At 75.5% G+C, this 18,659-nt stretch carries 13 protein-coding genes; 6 read left to right on the top strand and 7 right to left on the bottom strand.

Translation table 11 applies throughout. The annotated features are described in order from the left end of the window. Window positions 1–468 precede the first annotated feature (468 nt). A complete protein-coding gene (locus IE225_RS34165) occupies window positions 469–1,203 on the bottom strand; it encodes an aminoacyl-tRNA deacylase (RefSeq protein ID WP_190060035.1) in 735 nt (244 codons plus the stop codon). Between the two features lie 554 nt (window positions 1,204–1,757). Between IE225_RS34165 and IE225_RS25935 the strand changes: the two genes are divergently transcribed. Together IE225_RS25935 and IE225_RS25930 are read left to right on the top strand one after the other, a co-directional pair. Then, window positions 1,758–2,615 (top strand): MBL fold metallo-hydrolase, encoded by an 858-nt coding sequence (locus IE225_RS25935; protein WP_190060034.1) that lies wholly within the window; start codon window positions 1,758–1,760, stop codon window positions 2,613–2,615. Between the two features lie 332 nt (window positions 2,616–2,947). Further along, entirely contained in the window at window positions 2,948–3,646 is a 699-nt protein-coding gene (locus tag IE225_RS25930; protein WP_190060033.1) for a MerR family transcriptional regulator, read from the top strand. A gap of 73 nt (window positions 3,647–3,719) precedes the next feature. On the opposite strand, the gene IE225_RS25925 is transcribed toward IE225_RS25930, so the two are convergent. Further along, entirely contained in the window at window positions 3,720–4,640 is a 921-nt protein-coding gene (locus tag IE225_RS25925; protein WP_190060032.1) for a LysR family transcriptional regulator, read from the bottom strand. Window positions 4,641–4,678: 38 nt separating this feature from the next. Beyond that, on the bottom strand, window positions 4,679–6,547 hold the full coding sequence (locus tag IE225_RS25920) for an FUSC family protein (RefSeq protein WP_190060031.1): 1,869 nt from the start codon (window positions 6,545–6,547) through the stop codon (window positions 4,679–4,681). 508 nt (window positions 6,548–7,055) lie between these two features. Here IE225_RS25920 and IE225_RS25915 point away from each other — a divergent pair. Continuing rightward, window positions 7,056–7,502 (top strand): GNAT family N-acetyltransferase, encoded by a 447-nt coding sequence (locus IE225_RS25915; protein WP_190060030.1) that lies wholly within the window; start codon window positions 7,056–7,058, stop codon window positions 7,500–7,502. A gap of 588 nt (window positions 7,503–8,090) precedes the next feature. Here the strand turns inward: IE225_RS25915 and IE225_RS25910 are convergent. Continuing rightward, a complete protein-coding gene (locus tag IE225_RS25910) occupies window positions 8,091–10,655 on the bottom strand; it encodes a CHAT domain-containing protein (RefSeq protein WP_190060094.1) in 2,565 nt (854 codons plus the stop codon). 199 nt (window positions 10,656–10,854) lie between these two features. Here IE225_RS25910 and IE225_RS25905 point away from each other — a divergent pair, with 199 nt between their 5' ends. The 3 genes from IE225_RS25905 to IE225_RS25895 are packed head-to-tail and all read left to right on the top strand — an operon-like array spanning window position 10,855 to window position 13,495. Then, entirely contained in the window at window positions 10,855–12,288 is a 1,434-nt protein-coding gene (locus IE225_RS25905) for a S8/S53 family peptidase (RefSeq protein WP_190060029.1), read from the top strand. Then, on the top strand, window positions 12,285–12,923 hold the full coding sequence (locus IE225_RS25900) for an RNA polymerase sigma factor (protein ID WP_190060028.1): 639 nt from the start codon (window positions 12,285–12,287) through the stop codon (window positions 12,921–12,923). The genes IE225_RS25905 and IE225_RS25900 overlap by 4 nt, the downstream gene beginning before the upstream one ends. After that, window positions 12,920–13,495, top strand: a complete 576-nt coding sequence (locus IE225_RS25895; RefSeq protein WP_190060027.1) for a hypothetical protein — start codon at window positions 12,920–12,922, stop codon at window positions 13,493–13,495. Before IE225_RS25900 ends, IE225_RS25895 begins: the two co-directional genes overlap by 4 nt. 186 nt (window positions 13,496–13,681) lie before the next feature. Here IE225_RS25895 and IE225_RS25890 read toward each other — a convergent pair whose 3' ends face one another. The 3 genes from IE225_RS25890 to IE225_RS25880 all read right to left on the bottom strand — a co-directional run bounded on the left by IE225_RS25890 (window position 13,682) and on the right by IE225_RS25880 (window position 18,542). Then, window positions 13,682–14,482 carry an N-formylglutamate amidohydrolase gene (locus tag IE225_RS25890; protein WP_190060026.1) on the bottom strand — a complete coding sequence of 267 codons (801 nt, stop codon included), beginning with the start codon at window positions 14,480–14,482 and terminating at the stop codon, window positions 13,682–13,684. Between the two features lie 562 nt (window positions 14,483–15,044). Next, window positions 15,045–17,267, bottom strand: a complete 2,223-nt coding sequence (locus IE225_RS25885) for an NADP-dependent isocitrate dehydrogenase (protein WP_190060025.1) — start codon at window positions 17,265–17,267, stop codon at window positions 15,045–15,047. A 168-nt stretch (window positions 17,268–17,435) separates the two neighbouring features. Continuing rightward, window positions 17,436–18,542 (bottom strand): mechanosensitive ion channel family protein, encoded by a 1,107-nt coding sequence (locus IE225_RS25880; RefSeq protein ID WP_190060024.1) that lies wholly within the window; start codon window positions 18,540–18,542, stop codon window positions 17,436–17,438. Between the last annotated feature and the right edge of the window lie 117 nt (window positions 18,543–18,659).

Genomic DNA, 18,659 nt, shown 5'->3' with positions numbered 1-18,659 from the left:
TGTCCTGGAGACATGCTGTCGAGGTGAGGAGACGGGGATTCTTGCAGCTCAGAGGAGAGCTTCATTCCGGACCACTCTTGACTGGAACAAGCTCGTAGACCCGAAGTCCCTCAACTCGGTGTGTCACACACCAGCATGTGCCCAGGAGCACGACACCCTGATCTGGACATTTACCCGACTGTATGGACTGGAAGGACGGTGCGGACCGGACGTCGGTTTCTGGGGCTCAGGGGGTCGCAGGTTCAAATCCTGTCGTCCCGACATCGCAGGACTGCCGGCAGTCCGGGTCAGGGCCTTGTTCCCCTCCGGGGAGACGGGGCCCCCGATCGTTTCCGGAAGGGAGTTCCCGCAGGGCGACGACGACGCCCCTGATCCATGCCTTGGGCCGTCACCGTCACGGACGCGGCCCGGCGCCCGGAGGCGGGGGTACAACCTCCTGCGGCGTCCTGCGGCGCGGCGCGCCGGGAGTCACTCCTCGGAGGCGATCGCCGCGACCACCGCACGGGCGGGGAAACGGACCAGGTCCGAGGCGCTCAGCTGCAGGGTGTGGTCGGCGCGGCCGCTGCCGCAGAAGACGCGGCCCAGGTGCGGCACGGCCTGGTCGAAGGCCACGGTGACCGCGGGATCCGGGCACAGGGGAGTGACACCGCCCGGTTCCATGCCGAGCCCGCGCAGCACCGCCTCGTCGGCGGGGGCGAGGTCGCCGCGGCGCACCCGCACGGCGGCGGCCAGCCGGCCGTAGCGGATCCGCGCCGGACCGGGGACCGCCGCGAGCAGGACGTGCCCGCCCGCGGTGAACGCCATGGTCTTCACCGAGTGGGGGAGGCTGAACCTGGTGCGGGCGTGGATGTCGTCCACCGTGCGGATCCGGCCGTGCCGGTGGGCCGTGAAGGCGATGCCGCGGGCGGTGAGCAGGCGGGTGACGGGCAGATCGGCTGCGGCCGGCGAGCCGGCGGGGGGAGTGGTCCATGTCAGCTTTCGGAGGTCTGCAGGACGGCGGCCTCGCGCATGATCCGGTCGCGTTCGCGCCAGCGGGACCAGAAGGCGCCCTTGACGGTTTCGCGGCAGGTTTCGGCGACGGCGGGCGGTGGCCGGCAGAGGCGTCACGCAGAGCACGCAGGAGGTGGCCGCGGCGGCGACTTCGGGAAGGGCGTATTCGGGCGGGGCGCCTGCCCTGGCATGCACCAGCGGAACACGGGACATGCTCGCTCCCCCTCAATCGGGCCGCACGACCGGTCTCCGCCGCGTCAGGCCGTACGCAGTGTGCCGAAAAGTCCGCCCAGATTAGATAAGGGGTTCGGCGCGTGCAATGGCAGGCCGGCACGGCTGCCGAATTCCGGCCAAGATCGGCGTGCTGCGACCCGCCCGTCCGTTTTCGGTAAGAAATGCTCGCGCAATGAGCGTAGTTGACGCGGGATGATCGGACGGCAGGCGAGTTCGAGGAGGAAAGGAGGAATTCGTGGAAGCCGGCCCTGCGTTTCCGGCGGATGCGGATGCGGATGCGGATGCGGATGCGGATGCGGACGCGGACGCGGCGCGGGAGCCGGTTGCGGGCGCGGTTGCCCACCGCCGGGCGAGGAAACCTCGGGGTGAGGGCAGCCCGGCGGCGGTGTGCCGGCCCGGTCCCGTCCGTCTGTGGTGATCATCCCTCGTCTGTAGTGATCACCCCCGCCGCGGGTACTCCGCCCTCCCGGAGGACGAGGAACACGCCAGTCGCAAGACGGGGAGCCTCCGGCCTCGTCGGACGGGGCGCCGCCATGTCACCGACCGCCGGCGACACCGTGGACGACACGGTGGACCTGCACTTCATCGGCAACGCGACCGTGCTGCTGCGCTACGGCGAACTCACCCTGCTCACCGACCCCAACTTCCTGCACCGCGGCCAGTATGCCTACCTCGGGCACGGGCTGGTCAGCCGCCGGCTGACCGAGCCGGCCCTGGACGTCTGCGAGCTGCCGCGGCTGGACGCGGTGGTCCTGTCCCACCTGCACGGCGACCACTGGGACCGCCGGACCCGCCGGCACCTGGACCGCACCGTGCCGATCCTCACCACCCCGCACGCCGCGCGCCGCCTGCGCGTGGTGCACGGCTTCCGCCGCACGGCGGGACTGCGCACCTGGCGCGGGTTCACCTTCCGCCGGGGCCGGTCGCAGGTGCGGATCATGGCCATGCCGGGCCGGCACGCCGGGCAGCCGGCGCTGCGCGCCCTGCTGCCGCCGGTGATGGGCAGCATGCTGGAGTTCGGCCCCGCGGGCGGGCTCACCAGACTGCGGCTCTACGTCTCGGGCGACACGCTCCTCCACGACGGGCTCGACGAGGTCGCCCGCCGGTTCCCGGCCGCCGACCTGGCCGTCCTCCACCTCGGCGGCACCCGCCTGCCCGGCGGCTTCGTGGTGACCATGGACGGCGCGCAGGGCGCGGAACTGGCCCGCCGCCTCGACCCGCGGTTCGTGCTGCCCGTCCACTACGGCGACTACACGGTGATGAAGTCCCCCCTCGAGGCGTTCCTCGCCGCGGCCGGGGAGGCCGGGCTCGCCGAGCGGCTGGTGCACTGCCGGCACGGGCAGCGGGCGCGGGTGAGCGCCACGGCCGGATCGGTGCCGACGGTGTCCTGAGCGGGCGGGGCGGAGACCACGCGCCCCCGACCCGCGCGTGCCCTCTGGCCACGCGCCCCCAACCCGTGCCCTCTGGCCACGCGCCCCCGACCCGTGCCCCCTGACCATGCGCTCCGGCCCATGCTCCCTGACCACACACGCCGGCCACACACGCCGGCCCATGTCCCCTATCCACACGCCCCGGCCCATGCCCCCTGTCCACGCGAATCCACACGTGCCCGGCCCGTACGTCCCCGGTCGCCGTCCGCCGCCGGTTTTGGCAGCGGCGCCGCCTGTAATGGACAGTGGTGCCGTCCCATGACGGGCGGCAAGCGACCGAGGGAGCCCCACCGATGCGTCTGGCAGAGCTGAGCCGCCGCAGCGGCGTGTCCGTGGCCAGCATCAAGTACTACATCCGCGAGGGTCTGCTGCCCCCCGGCCGCCTGGTCGCCGCCACCCAGGCCGAGTACGACGAGCAGCACCTGCGCCGGCTGCGCCTGATCCGCGCCCTCATCGGCGTACGGGGCCTGTCGGTCGGCGCGACGCGGGAGGTGCTGGGCGCCCTGTCCGAGCACCCGGAGGACGTCCACCGCGTCCTCGGCCTCGCCCTGGGCGCCATCCGGCTGCGGGACGAGCCGCCCCCGGACTCCGCGGGACAGGCCGAGGTCGACGCCCTGGTGGCGGAGATGGGCTGGCAGGTGCACCGGGACGCGCCGGCCCGGGCCGACCTGGCCGGCACCCTGGCCCCGCTGCTGCGGCTCGGCGCGCTGCCGGACTGGCGGGCGCTGCTGCCGTACGCGGAGCTGGCCGAGCGCACCGCCGTCCTCGACCTCGACCGGCTCGACGGCGCCGAGGACCCGCTCGAACTCGCCGAGCGGGCCGTGCTGCTGACGGTGCTGCTGGAACCGGCCCTGCTGGCGCTGCGCCGCATGGCCCAGGAGCACGAGTCCGCCCGCCGCTACGCCGGCGCCACCCCGGCGCGGCCCGGCGCCGACGCGGACACAGGAGCGGACACGGACGCGGACGGGACGGGCGTGCCGTCCGCCCGGTGACACCGCTTCCCGCGCGCCGCCGGGGGCCGTGCCACCCGGCCGGTGCCGTTCTCGGCGGCCGGCGCCCGTGCCCTCACTCCGGCTCCGGCCCCACGACGACCCGGGCGGCGTCGGCGGCGGTCCTCAGGGCGTGGTCGAGGAACCGGTGGGTGACCGGTGGCAGGGTGCGCCCCCGCAGCCAGGCCACACCGATGTCGCGGGCGCCGCGCACGTCGGTGAGCTCCAGGTAGCGGATGGGGAAGTCGGGCGTCGGGGCGGCGTCGGGCGAGGCCGGCAGCAGGGACACGCCGAGCCCGGCGGCGACCAGGCCGCGCAGTGTCTGCACCTCCTCGCCCTCGAAGCCGACGCGCGGGGCGAAACCGGCCTCGTGGCACAGGTGCTCGGTCAGGCCGCGCAGCCCGTAGCCCGGTTTCAGCACGATGAACGGCTCCTCGGCGGCCTCCGCCAGCCGCACCCGGCGGCGCCCGCTCAGCCGGTGCCGGGCCGGCACGGCCAGCCACAGCGGCTCCACCAGCAGCCGGCGCCAGGTGATCAGCGGGTGGCCCGGGTCGTCGCTGGTGATGATCAGGTCCGCGGTGGCGTCCAGGAGATGCCGGGTCAGGCCCGCCTCACCGTCCTGGTGCAGCTCGAACCGCACCTGCGGGAACGCCTGCCGGAACCCGGTGACCAGCCGCGGCACCAGCCAGGTGCCCATCGTGTGCAGGAACGCCAGCGACACCACTCCGGCGTCCGGGTCGACGACCTCGGCCACCGCGCGGCGGCCCCGGTCGTAGTGGTCCAGCAGCGTGTCCACGTGCTCCTTGAACACCCGCCCCGCCGGTGTCAGCCGCAGCACCCGGCCCACCCGCTGGAACAGCTCCGCGCCGACCTCCTCCTCCAGCCGGTTCAGCGCCCGCGACAACGCCGGCTGCGTGAGCCGCGCCCGCGCCGCCGCCTCGGTCACGGTCGCCCCGTCGGCCACGGCCTGGAAGGAGCGCAGCACCTGCAGATCCATGCCGCCATTGTGGCCGGTGGCGAAAGGGCGGAGGCCGCTCAGCGGGCGGGGCGGGCCTCCGGGCAGGACACGGCGGAGGGGGCGGCGGAAGGAACGGCGGAAGAGGGGGCGGTGGAAGGAGGGGTGGCAGGAGCGGTGGAGAAAGCGGCGCCGGGCCGGGCCGCGGCGTGGTGCCGGCCCGCGACGGCCCGGGCCGTGACGGTGTCGCAGAGGCGTTCGGCCTCGCTGATGGCGCTCTCCCAGTCGGGCAGGGGGCGGCCGGGGCGGACGGGCTCGGCGCGGGCGTGGGCGACGGCGCGGCGGGCCTCGGCGAGCTGGTGGTAGGCGGCGCGGCGCAGGAACTGGCGGTGCGCGGGGCTCACGCCGGGGGCGAGGTCGCGGTAGCGGCGGGCGGCGGCGAGCGCGGCCTCGGTGTGGGCGGCGGCCCGGCCGGCCGCGGAGTCGGGCCACACCGCGAAGTGCGCGGCGAGCACGATCGCCGAGGCGACGGCGGTGTCCACGATCCGCGTGCCGTACAGCGGGCGGTGGTCGCCCAGCAGGTCGAGCAGGACGAACACGACCGCGGTCAGGCCCAGCGTGGCCAGCGCGTAGTGGTGCCGTACGCCCACCGCCATCAGCGCGCCGAACACCACGACCGCGCCGATCACGGCGGGGGTGCCGGGCACGAGCAGCGACACCGCGCCGATGGCGGCCACGCCGGCGACGGTGCCGAGGCAGCGGTGCAGGGCCCGCCCGAACACCGGGCCGAAGTCGGGCTTGTAGACGAATGCCACGGTCATCGGCAGCCAGTAGCCGCGCGGCCCGTGCAGCACCACGGCGAGCAGGTGGGCGGCCAGCACGCACACCGTCAGCAGCGTGGTGTAGCGCAGCCGCGCGGCCCGCTGCGGCACCGGCCGGTCCGGCAGGCGCGGCAGCTCGTCGTCGGCGGCGGGGTGCGGGCCGGTGTCCGCGGCGGCGGGGTGCGGGCCGGTGTCCGCGCACAGGTCGGCGAGGGCGCGCAGGCCGGGGGAGCCGGCGCCGGCCGGCGGGGCGGCCGGGTGCGCGGGCGCGTCGGGGACCCGGCCCGGCAGCAGGCGGGCGGCCAGGTGCAGCGGCAGGCCGGCCACCTCGGCGGGTAGCCGTCGGCCTTCCCACAGCAGGGTGGTGACGGCCTCGCCCAGCCGCACCGCGACGTGGAAGGCCCGCACCAGCCGGCGGACCTCCGGCCGCTCCCGCCGCCGCGACCGGCCGAGCACCTCGTGGGCGTGGTCGAGGGCCAGCGTCATGCGCCGGCGCGCCTCCTCCGCCCGTGCGGTGCCCGCCGCGGCCAGCGCCCCGGCGGCGGCGCGGTACGCGGCGAGCACGGCGGCCCGCTCGATGTGGTGCCGCCGCCACAGCCACGGGACGGTGGACAGCACCAGGACCAGCGCCACCCCGGCGAGCAGTTCCAGCGGCGGCAGCCACCAGGGGCCCGGCATCGGGATGCCGCCGCCGAGGGTGACGCCGAGCAGCAGGTGCATGCCGGACACGGACGCGACCCGGCCGCGCAGGCCGATCGCGCCGGCGACGGCGGCGGCCACGGCCAGGCACAGCGTGATGGCGCCCGGCCGCCCGCTGCGCAGGGCGAGTTCACCGGCCAGCAGGCCGACCGCACTGGCGGCGCCCATGCAGGCCAGCCGCCGCACGCGCAGCCGGTAGGGGTCCGTGCCGTCCTGGCTGATGCCCCACAGGGCGCCGATCGCCGCGACCACCGACGGCACCACCCATCCGGTGCGCAGACCGACGAGCAGCGGCAGGGCGAGGGCGAGCGCGCCCCGGGCCGCCGCGGCGAGGGGGAGCCGGGCGGGCAGGGCGCGGGCGGCGGGGCGCAGCCCCGACGGCAGGGCCGTGCGGGGCGCGCGCCCCGAGCGGATGCCTGCGGAAGCCATACGGCCGTGTCCTTTCGCGTGCCGGGTGGGGAAGGTTCGCTTTCCGTGCCACCAGCCTCCGCGGCCCTCGACGTATGCGTCCAATGCCTGGGAATCACATGATCCATGCGTCAGCGGCATGATCGCGGCTGACGTGCGCTTTCGTCGACGGAAGGAGGGCGGCGGGGCCGCGCGGTGTGACGGACGACGCAGCGCGGACGCCCCGGCGCCCGTCCGGCGGACGCCTCCGGCCGGTCACCCCGCCCTCACCTCGTCCCCCGCCTCGTCCCCGCGCCGGTGCTCGACGACGACCGGTCCGGACGCGTCGTCAACACCCGCACCCCGGACACCGTGCGCGACCCCGGCCGGCCCTTCGGCGACGGCCGCCCGTCGCCGCACCCGAGGCCGCCGAGGCAGCCGAGGCCGTCGTCACCGCCGTCGAACGGCTCCGCGCGCGAACGACTCCGCGCGCGGGGCGCCGACGAGACCGCGCGGCGGCCCGCCGCGTGCCTCTGCGAGGATCGACGGCATGCCGGCCGACATCGTCCCCGCCCGGATCACCGACCTCCACCAGGTGCTGCGGGACCACTCCCGCTACTGGGGCGAGCGCGACCTGCGCGCACTCCACCAGCCCTTCCTGGTCCACGAGTTCAGCGCCACCTGCCTCGTCGCCCGCGCCGCGGACGGCATCCGCGGCTACGTCCTGGGCTGCGTCACCCCGGACGGCACCGGCTACGTCCACCTGGCCGCCACCCGCGACGACGCCCGCGGCACCGGCCTGGGCCGCCGTCTGTACGAGGCGTTCGCGAGGGCCGCCCGCGGCCAGGGCGCGGTCCGCCTGAAGGCGATCACGTCGGTCGGCAACGAGGGCTCGGTCGCCTTCCACCGCAGCCTCGGCTTCGCCGTGCGCGTCGAGGAGGACGACAACGGCCCCGGCCGGCCCAGGGTGGTGTTCACCCGCGACCTGGAGCCCTGATCCGGGCCGCGTCCACTGATCCAGGCCGCGCCCCGCCCTCCCCGCCCTCCCCGGCCGCGCCCCGGAAGGACGGCGCGGCCGGGACGCCACCACCCCCGGACATGGCGTCCCCGGCCCTTCCCCGGCGCCGGGATCGTGGAGGCACCGTCCGCGGCCCTGTCGAACAGGCAGGAGTGCGGCACCGTTCCGTCGACCCGCACCCGGCGGCCGGCTCCGAAGCCGGGTCGGGGGCCGTCTGCTGCTGCGGTGGCAAGCAGGAGCGGGCCGTCCTGGCCCCGCCTGCCGCGCGGCACCCGGGGCGCGTGCATCGAGGGCTGCTCAAATCCCCCTGTATCAGGGAGAAGCAAGTCCCCTGTATCAGGAAGGAGCATGCGGGCTCTTGTCGTTGTGACGGACGCGGAGGCGATGGGCCTGTTGGACGTGCCGGACCCCGAACGGAACGCCCCGGGCCGCACGACGCCGGCCCGCCCGACCGGCTCCACCCGTCCGGCCCGTCCGGCCCGTCCGGCCGGCGCGGCCTCCCGGACGCGCGGACGGCCCGGCCGGCCGCGCCCGAACAGGGGCTGCCTGACCCGTGCGGGGGGCGGGTCAGGCAGCCCCGAACGCCGAGAACGCCCACCCCGTGGCCTGGTGCACCGCGTCGCCGGGCAGCGCGGCCCGCGCGTCGCGCAGCGCCTCGGCCAGCGACAGCCCGGCGCCCAGCCCTTTGTGCAGCGCCAGCATCAGCGGCACCACCGCCTCGTCGTTGACCGGCGCGCTGCACGCCACCACCCCGGCCGTGCCCAGCGGCAGCAGCGCGGTGACCAGGCCGAGCAGCTCGTCGGCGCCGACCGAGGCGAACCGGGCGGTGTCGCAGCAGGACAGGATGATCCGGTACGGGCTGCGGTCCAGGCGTTCGAAGTCGTGCACGGTCAGCGGTCCGTCCGCCATCCGCAGCGAGGAGAACAGCGGGCTGTCCGCGCGGAACGTGCCGTGCGCGGCGATGTGCGCCAGCGCGGCCCCGTCCAGCTCCCGCAGCACCCGCGCCGTGCGCGCCTCCTCGTCCTCCAGGACGGTCGGCGCGCCGTACCGGTCGGCGAGTTCGGGCACCTCCGCGCCGCCCGTGGCCAGGCCGGGGCCGCGCACCAGCACGTGCCGGCCGCCGGGCGGCGGCTCGGTCTCCCGGGCGCGCAGCCAGCTGCTCGCCGACGGCGACACGCTCACCACCCGCTCGCGCAGGGACGGCAGCAGCGCCCACGGCACCCGGTGCAGGCTGCCCGGCGGCACCACCACGAGCGGCCCGGAGCCCAGGTGCCGGGCGGCCGGGCCGAGCAGCAGTTCCTCCAGCCGGTGCCCGGCCTCCTCCACCAGCGGCAGCCGGGCCTGTGCCCCGGGGTGGGCCAGGCGCCGCAGCCCCGCCTGCACGTGCTCGGCCTCCACCAGCGCCTCGGCGAGCGGCCCGGCCGTGAAGCGCCGTACCCGCCCCTGACCGCACAGCAGCACGTGCACGCGGCCGTCCAGCACCACCAGTTCCACCAGCCGCTGCTCGCCCAGCCGGGCCAGCAGCCGCTCCGGCGCGAACCGGTGCCCGGTGCCGGGCGCGTCGCCGCGCATGTGCAGGGTGCGGGAGCGCACCTCCCGTTCCAGGCGCCGCTGTTCGCGCTCCAGCGCGGGCACCGGGTGGCCGTCGCGCCGCGCGTCCTCCGCGCGGGCGGCGATCTCCCGGAACGCGGTCAGGGCACTCAGCAGCGCCGGGTCCGCGGGCGGCCGGGCGGGCGGCGCGGACAGCACGGTGGCCCGCCAGCGCTCGCTCCACACCAGCAGCCGCCGCGCGCCGCCGGAGCGCAGCGAGACCTGCTGGGCGAGCGCCGCGAGCTCCGCGCCCTGCGCGGTGGCACGGGCCCGCAGCTCCGAGGCGCCCAGCGTCATCCGGTGCTCGTCCAGGACGTCCAGGCCGCGCCGGCAGGCCTCCAGCACGCCCCGCGTGGAGCCGGCCGCCTGCGCGCGCAGCGCCTGCGCCGCCCAGCCGGTCAGCCGCGCCGGCGGGGTGCCGGCGCGGCGGCTGCGCGCGGCGGTGCGCAGGTGCCGCTCGGCGTCCGCGGTCCAGCCCAGCCACAGCGCGATCCGGCCCGCCAGCAGGGACGCCTCCGGCGCGGCCGGTGAACCGAACCGGGCGAGCCGCTCGGCGAGCGCCGCCGCGTCGGCGACCATCCGCCCGGAGCGCCGCCCGGCCGCCACCCGCGCCTCGAGCAGCACCATCCGGGCGTGCGTTTCCCACCAGGCGCGCCGCTGCCCGGCGAACAGCCGTACGGCGGCGTCGGCCCGCGCGATCGCGGTGTGCGCGTCGCCGGCCGAGCCGGCGGCGCGGGCGGCGGCCAGCAGCAGCTCCGCCTTGCGGGTGGGCTGCCCGCCGATGCCGTCGAGCACGGCGATCGCGGCGTCCGCCTCGGCGAGCGCCTCCGCGGCCAGCCCCGCGGCCATCAGCACCTCGCAGCGCCGGATGCTCAGCATGATCGTCGGGGTGCCGAGCTTGGCGTACCGCTCGGCGGCCTCGTCCAGCAGCCGCAGCGCTGCCGGGATGTCCCCGGCGCGGAACGCGGCCAGGCCGCGGCTCTCCACCGCGTCCGCCTTGTCGTGCTCCTGGCCGGTGGTGTCCCACAGCGCCTCCGCCGCGGTGAAGTCGGCGTCGGCCCGCTCCACCGCGCCGAGCGCCAGGTGCACGGTGGCGCGCAGCGTCAGCGCGCGCGCCGTCCAGATCACGTCGCCCGCCTGCCGCAGCACCGGTACCGCCCGGCGCACGTCCTCCAGCGCCTCCCGGTGGCGGCCCAGTACCCACCACACGTACGCCCGCCGGTACAGCACGCGCGCCCGGGTGTGCCCGGTGCCGCGCGCCACGCCCCGCTCGAACGCCGCCAGGCCCTGCCGGGTGCGGCCCGCGTGCACCAGCGCCACCCCCAGGGTGGCCAGCACGTCGGCCTCCCGGTCGGCCGAGTCCGCGCGCGCCGCCAGGTCGCGGGCGCGGCGCAGGTGGTGCAGGGCGAGCCGCAGGTCCCCGAAGTCCCGCTGCCAGATGCCGATCACCTGGTGGGCGACGCAGGCGTGCAGCGGCGACGGGCGGCCGTCGAGCACCTCCCGGGCCCGGGCCAGCGCCTCGCCCGGCGCGGCGAACACCATCGGCAGGAGGTGGAGAACCGAGTCGTTTCCCGCGGTCACCTGTCGGATGGTAACGGGCGAGTGGCGTCCACCACACCGGTGCGTGGGCGCATCACCCGGGCGTGGCCGGCGCTGTATCACCGGGTGCCCCGGCGGGTCGTACCGTCGACAGCCGTGCGGCCGCGTCCCGTCGCGGCCGCCCAGAGGGGGAGGACACACCATGGCGCCACAGCGATTCCACGAACAGTTCGCACACATCCGGCGCTCGCTGCCGGACGTCCCGCTGGCGATGGGCCCGGACGACTCCGCCGAGTTCCTGTACGAGAAGGGCGTCGTCCTGGTCCGCGACGGGGAGGACGCGCGGATCGCGGAGGACGCCGTGCGGGCCCACTTCACGGCGGTGCCCGAGCTGGACCAGGACCGCGTGCGCCGCGACGGGCCCGCGGCGGGCCGCAGCGGAGTCACCCGGCTCCGGGTCGGCGACCCGGGGGAGGGCCGGCCCGACGCGGACCGCACCGTGGCGCACGCGCTGCGCGCCCTGCGGCCGCACGAGGAGCGGGCCGGGCGTCGGCTGGTGAGCCGCAACCACGTGGTGCACATCGCGGTCAACGCCTGCCCCGGCGACGAGCCCGTGCCCGCCCCGCTCGCCGCCGGCACCAACCCGGCCCCGGACACCTCCCCCCACGATCCGGACACCGCCGTGGACGTCCTCGTCGTCGACACCGGCCTCACCCGCGACCACCGCTCCTTCGCCCCGCTCGCCCACGTCACCGGCGACCCGCAGCTCGAGGAGACCGACGGTGACGGCGTGCTGCGGCAGTACGCCGGCCACGGCACGTTCATCGCCGGCGTCGTCGCCGCCGTCGCGCCCAACACCGACGTCACCGTCCTCAACACCCTCAACGACGCGGGCGCGGTCCTGGAGTCCGAGTTCGGCGAGAAGCTGTTCGAGGCGGTCGACCGGCACGGCTGGCCCGACCTGCTCAGCCTGTCGGCCGGCACCGCCAACGGCCGCAGCGACGGCCTGCTCGGCATCGACGCCTTCATGCGGGAACTGCGCGAGCGGCGCACCCTGCTCGTGGCCGCCGCCGGCAACAACGCGAGCGCCACGCCCTTCTGGCCCGCCGCCTACGCCACCCTGCCCGGCTACGAGAACAGCGTGCTGTCGGTCGGCGCGCTGCGCGGCGACGGCGAGTTCGGCGCCTGCTTCACCAACCACGGCCCCTGGGTGAACGTCTACGCCCCCGGCGAGCGCCTCACCAGCGCCCTCACCGGCTTCGACACGCCGGTGCCGTACGTGTACCAGCACTCCACGTACGACTCCTGCCGCTACGGCTTCACCTACGCCTGCACCTGCTGCTTCCCCCGGCACACCGGGGTGCTCAGCGAGGCGCGGGAGAACACCGGCGGCAAGCCGGACCAGGTGGTGTTCGAGGGGCTGGCCACCTGGAGCGGCACCTCCTTCGCCACGCCGGTGGCCGCGGGCCTGGTGGCGGCGCACATGACGGCGCACAAGGAGAGCGACCCGCGCGCCGCGCGCCGGCAGCTACTGGCGTCCCACGACGCGTGGGCCGAGGTGCGCGGCGCGCACGTCCCGGCGCTGCTGCCGCCCACCTGGCGCCCGGTCCCGATCCGTTCGGCGGGCACCGCATGAGGTGCGGAACCGCCCCCTCCACGGCGTACGATGGCGTGCCGTACACGAGGGGTGGGGCCGTGGACCGTGCAGATGTCGGCGCGCTCGTCCAGTCCGCCGTCGACGGTGACGCGGCGGCCTGGAAGGCGCTGGTGGAGGGGCTGAGCCCGCTGGTGTGGTCGGTCGTGCGCGCGCACCGGCTCTCCGAGGCCGACGCGCACGAGGTGTACCAGACGGTGTGGTTCCGTTTCGCCCAGCACCTGGGCCGGATCCGGGAACCGGACAAGGCGGGCGCGTGGCTGGCGAGCACCGCGCGCAACGAGTGCCTGAAGGTGCTGCGGACCCTGCGGCGGCTGACGCCGACGGCCGACCCGGCCGTACTGGACCGGGTGAGCGAGGACCGCACCCCCGAGGAGTCGCTGCTGGACTCCGAGGAGGCCGCGGCGCACGGCGAGCGGGTGCGCCGGCTGTGGCAGGAGTTCGAGAAGCTCGGCGACCGCTGCCGCCGGCTGCTGCGCGTGCTGATGGCCTCCCCGCCGCCCAGCTACCAGGAGGTGTCCGCCGCCCTCGGCATCGCCGTGGGCAGCATCGGACCCACGCGGCAGCGCTGCCTGCGCCGGCTGCGCGCCCGGCTCGACACCCGGGAGGTGCTGTGAGCGGCGGATGCGAGGGGCACGGCGTCCCCTTCGACGACTGGGACGACCGGGACGGTCGAGGCGGCTGGGACGACCGGGGCGATCCAGGCGATGGGGACGACCGGGACGGCGACGGCACGGGCGAGGAGACGGACGACGCCTCCGGCACCGGAGTGCTGGAGGCGGAGCTGCGGCAGGCGGCCGCCATCCTGGACCCGGTGCCGGCCGAGCTGCGCCGGATCGCCGTGGAGGCCTACGCCCTGCACGACCTCGACGCCCGCCTCGCCGAGCTGGCGTTCGACTCGCTGCAGGACGCCAGCCCGGTCCGCGGCGCGGACGACACCCCGCGGATGCTGACCTTCCGCGCGGGCGAGGTGACGGTCGACGTGGAGGTGACGGAACAGGGGCTGATCGGCCAGGTGCTGCCGCCGCGCCCGGCGCGCATCGAGGTGCTCGGCGGCCCGCACGCGGTGGCCGCGCTCACCGCCGACGACCGGGGGCGGTTCACCGGCGACACGCCGCCCGCCGGGCCGTTCGCGCTGCGGCTGCGCACCGGCGGAGAGGTGATCGTCACCGAGTGGCTGCGGGTGTGAGCCGCCGCCCGGCCCCCACCGGCGGGCCGGGCGGCGGCCCGCCACCAGGCGACCGGCAGGCGCTCCGGGCGGACCCGCGGTGCCGTGCGGGCCGCAGGCCACGGCGTCAGCACGCTCTGGTCTCAGTGCGTCACGGCGTCAGCGCGCCCTGGTATCAGCGCCTCAGCGCCTCAGCGCGTCACGGCGTCAGCGCGTCACGGCGTCCACCAGGGTCGCCAGCGCGGCCGCCAGCCGCGGCAGGCCGGGGCCCGCGGGACCGCCCGGCTCGGTCATGTACGTGTCCCGGCGGATCTCCACCATCAGCGCGGTCACGCGCGGCTCGCCGCCGTAGTACGCCAGCGGTACGTACGTCCCGCTGAACGGGCTGTCCAGCCCCACCTCCCCGATCCCGGCGAACGCCTCGCGGGCCGCCGCCACCAGCCCGGGCGGCGTGTGGAAGGCGTCCGTGCCCAGACACACCGGCGGGCGCGGGCCCCGGCCGTGCAGCTCGTAGGGGAGCGGGGCGGTGGGATAGGAGTGCACGTCGACGATCACGGCCCGGCCGGTGACGGCGAGCCGGTCGGCCACCGCCCGCGTCATCGCCTGCGCGTACGGCCGGAAGTAGCGCGCGAGCAGCGGCTCGGGGTCGGTGTCCGCGGGCCGCAGCACCTCCCGGTGCGTGGTGCGCGTGTACACCGCCCCCATGCCGACGGCCGTCATCTCCTCCCGCTCGTCCGGGAACCGCTCCGGGTCGACGACCAGCCGCGACAGCCGGTTGACGAACCGCCAGGGCGGCACGGCGCACAACGCGGCCGCCGCCTCGGCCAGTTCCGCGGTGTGCGCGTCGGTGATGTGGTCCAGCTCCCGCGCCAGGTCCGCGTCGTCCAGCACGATGCCCCGGCGGACGTCCTCGGGCACCTCCCGCGCCGAGTGCGGCACGTGCAGGATCACGGGCGAGTCGGCGGCACCCGGCACGAGCGCGAAGGACGGCGGCGCGAAGGACGGCATGGCTGCTCCGTGGGTCGGGGACGCGGCAGGTGATCACCGTGCCACACCGCCGCCGGAGGCCGCACGCTCCCGGCCCCGTACCGCCCCGGCAGCCACCCGCGGCGTTCGCCGCGTTCGCCGTGTTCGCTGCGTTCGACGCGGCCGCGCACCACCGCCCGGCGCCCGGACGGGCCCGGCCGGCCGCCCCGCCGGTGGCCCGTCCCGCCGGCCGGGCACCGGACGGCCCGGCTGGGCGGGACGGCCCGGCGCGGACGTCCGACGGCGCGACCGTTTCCGGCGAGCGCGTGCGGCACCGGCACGGCACCGGCGGAGCGCCGGCCCGGTCCGGTACGAGCCACCCCGCGTCCCGGATGCCGGCCGCGCATCCGGGAGTCGACCGCCCGTCTCCGGCCGTGGCGGTCGCCGCGCTCCGTACCGCTGTCGGCGTCCCGGCGGGCCCCGGGGGCCGACGGGCGGGGAGCGGAGCCGTCCCCGGACACGGCTCCGCCCCGGCCGGGCGGAGCGCCGGCCGGGGCGGAGGGAAGGGGGACGGGTCCCGGAACGGGGTTCCGGGCCGCTCGCGTCAGTTGTTCAGGGACGCCAGCGCCTCGTTCCAGGTGGCCGAGGGGCGCATGACCGCGGCGGCCTTGGCGGGGTCGGGCTGGTAGTAGCCGCCGATGTCGGCGGGCTTGCCCTGGACGGCGATCAGCTCCTCGACGATCTTCTGCTCGTTGGCGGTGAGCTTCTCGGCGAGCGGGGCGAACGCCTCGGCGAGCTCCGGGTCGTCGGTCTGCCGGGCCAGCTCCTGCGCCCAGTACAGCGACAGGTAGAAGTGGCTGCCGCGGTTGTCGATGCCGCCCAGGCGGCGGGTCGGCGACTTGTCCTCGTTGAGGAAGGTCGCCGTGGCCCGGTCGAGGGTGTCGGCCAGGACCTGGGCGCGCCGGTTGCCGGTGACCTTGGCGTACTGCTCGAAGGACGGCACCAGGGCGAAGAACTCACCCAGGGAGTCCCAGCGCAGGTAGTTCTCCTTGACGAGCTGCTGCACGTGCTTCGGGGCGGAGCCGCCGGCGCCGGTCTCGAACAGGCCGCCGCCCGCCATCAGCGGCACCACCGACAGCATCTTGGCGCTGGTGCCCAGCTCCAGGATGGGGAACAGGTCGGTGAGGTAGTCGCGCAGCACGTTGCCGGTGACGGAGATGGTGTTCTCGCCGCGGCGGATGCGCTCCACGGACAGCTTGGTGGCCTCCACCGGGGACAGGATGCGGATGTCCAGGCCCTCGGTGTCGTGCTCGGGCAGGTACTGCTCGACCTTGGCGATCAGGTTGGCGTCGTGGGCGCGGGTGGCGTCCAGCCAGAACACGGCCGGGTCGCCGGTGGCGCGGGCGCGGGTGACGGCCAGCTTCACCCAGTCGCGGATCGCGGCGTCCTTGGTCTGGCAGGCGCGGAAGATGTCGCCGGCGGAGACGGTCTGCTCGATCAGGACGGTGCCGTCCTGGTCGACGAGGCGGACCGTGCCCGTGGTCGGGATCTCGAAGGTCTTGTCGTGGCTGCCGTACTCCTCGGCCTTCTGCGCCATCAGGCCGACGTTGGGCACCGAGCCCATGGTGGCCGGGTCGAAGGCGCCGTGGGCCTTGCAGTCCTCGATCACGGCCCGGTAGACGCCGGCGTAGGAGGAGTCCGGGATCACCGCGAGGGTGTCGTGCTCCTGGCCGTCCGGGCCCCACATGTGGCCGGAGGTGCGGATCATGGCCGGCATGGAGGCGTCGATGATGACGTCCGAGGGGACGTGCAGGTTGGTGATGCCCTTGTCGGAGTCGACCATGGCCAGGTCCGGGCCCTCGGTGAGCTCGGCGTCGAAGGAGGCCTTGATCTCGGCGCCCTCCGGCAGGTTCTCCAGGCCCTTGAGGATGCCGCCGAGGCCGTCGTTCGGGGTCAGGCCGGCCTTGGCGAGGACCTCGCCGTACTTCGCGAACGTCTTCGGGAAGAAGGCGCGCACCACGTGGCCGAAGATGATCGGGTCGGAGACCTTCATCATCGTGGCCTTCAGGTGCACGGAGAACAGCACGCCCTCCTGCTTGGCGCGGGCGACCTGGGTGGCCAGGAACTCGCGCAGCGCGGCGACGCGCATGACGGCGGCGTCGACGACCTCGCCCTCGGTGACCGGCACCGACTCGCGCAGCACGGTGGTGGAGCCGTCGTCGCCGACCAGCTCGATGCGCAGCGTGCCGTCCTTGGCGACGACGACGGACTTCTCGGTGGAGCGGAAGTCGTTCTCGCCCATGGTCGCCACGTCGGTCTTGGACTCGGCGGTCCAGGCGCCCATGCGGTGCGGGTGGGTCTTGGCGTAGTTCTTCACCGAGGCCGGGGCGCGGCGGTCGGAGTTGCCCTCGCGCAGCACCGGGTTGACCGCGGAGCCCTTGACCTTGTCGTAGCGGGCGCGGATCTCCCGCTCCTCGTCGGTCTTCGGCTCGTCCGGGTAGTCCGGCAGCGCGTAGCCCTTCTCCTGCAGCTCGGCGATGGCGGCCTTCAGCTGCGGCACGGAGGCCGAGATGTTCGGCAGCTTGATGATGTTCGCGGCGGGGGTCTTGGCGAGCTCGCCCAGGTAGGCGAGGTCGTCGCTGATCCGCTGCTCCTCGGTCAGGTACTCGGGGAACACCGCGAGGATGCGCCCGGCCAGCGAGATGTCGCGGGTCTCCACAGCGACACCCGCCTTCGAGGCGTAGGCCTGGACGACCGGCAGGAAGGAATACGTCGCCAGGGCCGGGGCCTCGTCAGTGTGCGTGTAGATGATGGTCGAGTCAGTCACCGGGTGCTCCGCTCCACGTCTGCAACATTGCTCGACATCAAGATATCTCGTGATCGCCCCCGGCTCGACAGGGGTCCGCGTTCCGGTGCGCACCGGCGCCCCGGCACCCGCCCCGCCCCGGCCGTCGGGCACCGGAGCGCCGTCGGCCGGGGCGGGGCGGGACGTGCGTCAGCTGGAGCGGGCGGAGGTCTCCCCGGCGGCCTTCTCGGGCCGCCGCTGCTGCGGGATGGGCACCGTGTCGTGCTGCGGCGCCGGCTGCAGCGCCACCGTCCGCGTGGGCGCCGGAATGCGGATGCCCTCCTCGCGGTAGCGGCGGTGCAGGCGCTTGATGAACTCGTGCTTGATCCGGTACTGGTCGCTGAACTCGGCGACGCCGAGGATGACGGTGAAGTCGATGCGCGAGTCGCCGAAGGTGTGGAAGCGGATCGTCGGCTCATGCTCCGGCAGCGCGCCGGTGACCTCGGTCATCACCTCGGCGATCACCTCGTTGGTGACCCGCTCGACGTGGTCGAGGTCGCTGTCGTAGGCGACGCCCACCTGGACCAGGATCGTCAGTTGCTGCTCGGGCCGGGTGAAGTTGGTCATGTTGGTCTTCGCCAACTGGCCGTTGGGGATGACGACGAGGTTGTTGGACAGCGCCCGCACCGTCGTCTGGCGCCAGTTGATGTCCTCGACGTACCCCTCCTCACCGCTGCTGAGCCGGATGTAGTCGCCGACCTGGACGGTCCTGGAGGCCAGGATGTGCACGCCGGCGAACAGGTTGGCCAGGGTGTCCTGCAGGGCGAGGGCGACGGCCAGACCGCCGACGCCCAGGGCGGTGAGCAGCGGCGCGATGGAGATGCCCAGGGTCTGCAGCACCACCAGGAAGCCGATCGCCCAGACCAGCGCCCGGGTGATGTTGACGAAGATCGTGGCGGACCCGGCGACGCCGGAGCGGGACTGGGTGACCGTGCGCACCAGGCCGGCGATCACCCGGGCCGCGGACAGCGTCACCACGACGATGAGCAGCACCGTCAGGCACTGGTTGACGGTCCGCTGCACCGTCCGGGTCAGCGGCAGCACGGCCGCGGCCGCCGCCGCGCCGCCCGCGATCGCCGCCCACGGCACCACGCCGCGCAGGGCGTCCACGAGGACGTCGTCGCCGCTCCACCGGGTGCGCTTGGCGTGCTTGGCCAGCCAGCGCAGCAGGGCCCGCGAGCAGAAGGCCGTCGCCAGGCCCGCGGCCAGCGCGATGCCGGCCAGGATCAGGTCGTCCAGGGTCAGCGCGCGGTTCACCGGTCACCTCCGGTCAGGAACGGGGCGGCGTACGGCGCCGCCGGCGGCCGGATGTGAAGTCGTGTCACGTTGTCACCTGCTCGGTTCCGGGATGTGCGAGCGCGCCGGCCGGGACGA

This window comes from Streptomyces echinoruber, from assembly GCF_014651135.1.
GTDB lineage: Bacteria > Actinomycetota > Actinomycetes > Streptomycetales > Streptomycetaceae > Streptomyces > Streptomyces echinoruber.
This window is presented reverse-complemented; position numbering and strand designations above follow the sequence as displayed.

What these genes read in the sequence shown, in the direction of transcription:
- IE225_RS34165 (WP_190060035.1), bottom strand. Translation starts at nt 1,203, where the DNA reads ATGTCCCGTGTTCCGCTGGTGCATGCCAGGGCAGGCGCCCCGCCCGAA.
- IE225_RS25935 (WP_190060034.1), top strand. Translation starts at nt 1,758, where the DNA reads ATGTCACCGACCGCCGGCGACACCGTGGACGACACGGTGGACCTGCAC.
- IE225_RS25930 (WP_190060033.1), top strand. Translation starts at nt 2,948, where the DNA reads ATGCGTCTGGCAGAGCTGAGCCGCCGCAGCGGCGTGTCCGTGGCCAGC.
- IE225_RS25925 (WP_190060032.1), bottom strand. Translation starts at nt 4,640, where the DNA reads ATGGATCTGCAGGTGCTGCGCTCCTTCCAGGCCGTGGCCGACGGGGCG.
- IE225_RS25920 (WP_190060031.1), bottom strand. Translation starts at nt 6,547, where the DNA reads ATGGCTTCCGCAGGCATCCGCTCGGGGCGCGCGCCCCGCACGGCCCTG.
- IE225_RS25915 (WP_190060030.1), top strand. Translation starts at nt 7,056, where the DNA reads ATGCCGGCCGACATCGTCCCCGCCCGGATCACCGACCTCCACCAGGTG.
- IE225_RS25910 (WP_190060094.1), bottom strand. Translation starts at nt 10,655, where the DNA reads ATGGTGTTCGCCGCGCCGGGCGAGGCGCTGGCCCGGGCCCGGGAGGTG.
- IE225_RS25905 (WP_190060029.1), top strand. Translation starts at nt 10,855, where the DNA reads ATGGCGCCACAGCGATTCCACGAACAGTTCGCACACATCCGGCGCTCG.
- IE225_RS25900 (WP_190060028.1), top strand. Translation starts at nt 12,285, where the DNA reads ATGAGGTGCGGAACCGCCCCCTCCACGGCGTACGATGGCGTGCCGTAC.
- IE225_RS25890 (WP_190060026.1), bottom strand. Translation starts at nt 14,482, where the DNA reads ATGCCGTCCTTCGCGCCGCCGTCCTTCGCGCTCGTGCCGGGTGCCGCC.